At 39.9% G+C, this 3,436-nt stretch carries 2 protein-coding genes and 1 pseudogene; all 3 read right to left on the minus strand.

From position 1 onward, the window contains the following. A pseudogene (locus QZ562_RS20580) lies at window positions 1-1,925 on the minus strand (hypothetical protein); the annotation flags it as partial. Between the two features lie 405 nt (window positions 1,926-2,330). Continuing rightward, window positions 2,331-2,768, minus strand: a complete 438-nt coding sequence (locus QZ562_RS20585) for an MSHA biogenesis protein MshP (RefSeq protein WP_293764504.1) — start codon at window positions 2,766-2,768, stop codon at window positions 2,331-2,333. Next, a partial coding sequence (locus QZ562_RS20590) for a prepilin-type cleavage/methylation domain-containing protein (RefSeq protein WP_293764506.1) occupies window positions 2,758-3,436 on the minus strand: 679 nt, incomplete at its 5' end. The genes QZ562_RS20590 and QZ562_RS20585, both read right to left, overlap by 11 nt.

Consider the following 3,436-nt stretch of genomic DNA (forward strand, 5'->3'; position numbering starts at 1 on the left):
AAGCTATACCAAAGGCTAATAGTACCACTAGAAACAATATTTATATCGAGTGCGCCACTAGTATCTACGGCCTCAATCGTCGATGCATCATTTCCAGGAATATTAGCCGCATTACAAACTTTTCCGGAGGTTGTGCTGATCCCTCCAACTGCTATTCCGTTGTTGGTATTACCCGAACTGTCGATGACCTCGCCCGCGGTGCCTTCCCATAATAGTTCATCGAATCGATAATCTATTATGGGAACTATATTCTGCGAGACGCCACACAAATCACCAATCTGTACATCACTGACATCTGCATACGTTGATGTGGCGGTCTTTTTAATTTCTACTTTTCCAAATGATGATATCGACCCAATATGTCGTGAGTTATTCTCCAACTTAATTTCATGACCATCACTGTAAAGCACCGCATTGACCTGACTATCATCTTTTAAATGAATTTCTTTGTAACTAACAATCGCCAGGTTTTGGGCGTCTCCACCGAGATTAACTTGTGCCGTACCTTCAATATCTAAGTGTTTTGACTGGCCATTAACATAAAATGTCACCGCGCCATTAATAATGACCACAGCATCACCCTTTATTTCTAGCTCATTAAACCAGTAAGTGCCCGGATTAAACGTAACTGTGCCACCATAAAAATATGCTTCATCAATAATATATTCACTGGCACTTGCCAAAAACGTAATGTTGTCATCGTTGTCAACAATCAGCTCTTTTATCTGTGTGGTGTTGAACGTGCCTGAGGGTCCAATCGTTATGGCACTATCACTTGCACTCGGCGTTATATTGACATTCGATGAACTTGTAACGAACGTCGTCGGTAAAGTCAGTGCCGGTGCATATGTACCTGTAACAGAGCAGTTTGATGTATTGCAAGTGTTAATGTCTGAGTCATCATCATCGAGACTAGGAAAGGTTAACTTTGCATCAACATCACCCATGACTTGTCCTGATTCTTTGAATTTCAAGACGCTATCAGCAGTGTGGCCCTGAATTGAGTCAGGAAAATAAACAGCGCAACTATCATCGACCTGTGCGGAGTCGCTACACATATCTCCAAAATCGGTATTTGTAAAAGCAATGCTCTGATAAGTGATGGTTGAGCTACTATTTAATGTAATATTTGCCGCACTAACAGCACCAAATAGGTAGCTAGACGAGATAAGTGTTAAGTCACCTTGGGCATATAGACTGCCAGTGAACGTACTGTCGTTAGCAAGGGTAGCATTGCCAAAAACATACATTACCAATTTACTAGCATCACCAGCGTTTTGTTTTAATGGCGAATTAATTAACATTGGCGAGACGAAATCTACATCTTGGTTGACATAAACGATGGCGGTACCCGACCCCTGTATAATAATTTCGGCCTGACTACCCAGCGTAAGTTGATTAAACCAATATGTACCACCAGCCTGCAGATACAAGACACTGTTAAAAGGCAATTTCAACTTATCCACAAAATACTCGTTTTGAGACGCTGAAAAGGTGATGCTCACTGACGATGAACCATCGGGATTAATGTCATCAAATTCGTTTCCAGAAAAAATACCGCTGCCCACAACGACTGAATCATTCCAGCCCATCTCTACATCTTTAATTCTAGAGCCGGTTTGAAAACTAACACCTGAAACTGCTGATGCGGTTCCTGTAGCACTGCAATCAGCTGAGCTGCAGTTACTATTTGGCCCACTATTATCTGTAATCGTGGTGGTGTGAAGTTGGTTATTACTACTCCCTATTATTTTGGAATTGCTATCAAAAGATATATTTCCGTCAGCACTATGTGTTGATGCGCCATCTGGAAATACAGCTGAACACTGAGCGGCTATAGTCTGATTTGTGGAAGCCAAAAAAAGCAGGATCGTAGCGAACACTTTTTTGCTTTTTGGAAGTAATTTTATCATATCTTTTATCATGTGACTCATCATGTAATTTTAATGTATCGCGCCAACAAACAACGAGCGGCTTATAATAAAGCTACCGGATCCAATACGCTCTATCTTTGGTAAACTATCGTGTCGCTAAACTTCGTAGTTCAAATTGATATATTCCGTTGTATTTCTTTCATTAAACCACATGCTAAGAATAGAACTACATCTTGCATTATCACTAGCCTGTAATTAACGCAGCTGTAATATTGCTATCTGTAGATTAGCTCGTTTGGCTGCATTTTTGGGATGATTACTATACATTTTATATAAAGCCGCATATAAAACGTCATTCTATAAAGTACAGATTAAATTTATAGACATCACGTCTCGTAGCTCTAAGAAACATTACATCACAAATTAAAGGGATTTTTTCCAGTAAAGGCTAACATCTCATTTCGCTTGCATTGCATCGACATAGATATTACGTGTTACGTTAGTATTACCCACTGTACATTGTCCTTCGCTACTAAAGGTCCAATAAGTAAATTCTTTGCTGCCGTCTTGTATGTCTGAACTGCTAATTTCATATGTAAACGAGCAATTTTCTAATCCCGGGACGCCCACAAATATAAATGGACTGACAATAACATCACAACCAGAACCAAGTTGTTTTGCGACCGCACAATTGATACCTGCTCTTGCGGCGTTTAGTGCTCTTTGTCCCAATACTTCGTGAATAATAGTTTCTGAAGACGAGGATAACAGGCGTGTCATGGTCAGTCCTAAAAGCCCTAAAACAATAATAACAAACAAAGCTATTACTAACATACTGCCACGTTGATTGATTGGTTTGACCATATTATTTGGCGGAAAATATCTAGGGTACATTAGGAATATGCACCTCGGAGTTAAAGTTGATCATTTCTTCATTGCGGTTAAATGTCAGAAAAATCTGTACTAGACCATTTCTGGTTAGTGTTGCTTCAGAGACAGAAAAAGGTGCTTCACCATTAGCCAACACATTAGCAAGATTTTCAGCCATTAACACTCCAGTTGAATATAAATCTTGGTCACTATTAAGCAAGCTATTTTCAGATCGATAAATACGATTTTCACCAGTATTAGCACAATAACTCACGGCCTTACGGGCTATATATAATCGTGATGCTGGGGAATGATCTATGAATGCCTCTGATATACTTAACCGGTCAACACCAATTGTTGTATTACTTGTACCGCAAAGGCTCAGTGTACACGGTACGATTTCTCGCCGCTTATCGCTATCTTCATGATACACGTCAAAATTAGTCGTTGGATACACTACAGCAAAATCTCCAGGTTCCAGTGAATATTCAATTTTGTTACCAGCTAACTCGAGTACAGTCGCTACTAATGACGTGTCCGGGGCAACTGATAAAGTGGTATAAAACGTTACCCACTCCGCAGGCACAAATTCTAAACATTGAATATTGCCATCGTCTGTTACGCGGATACTATTGGGTATAGATGAACGCAGTTCTCGATTAATACGTTCTCTTATATACATCTGACGCTCA

This window comes from uncultured Paraglaciecola sp. (assembly GCF_913058035.1).
Lineage (GTDB): Bacteria > Pseudomonadota > Gammaproteobacteria > Enterobacterales > Alteromonadaceae > Paraglaciecola.

Coding starts and splice junctions, on each gene's coding strand:
- QZ562_RS20585 (WP_293764504.1), bottom strand. CDS start 2,768: ATGTACCCTAGATATTTTCCGCCAAATAATATGGTCAAACCAATCAAT.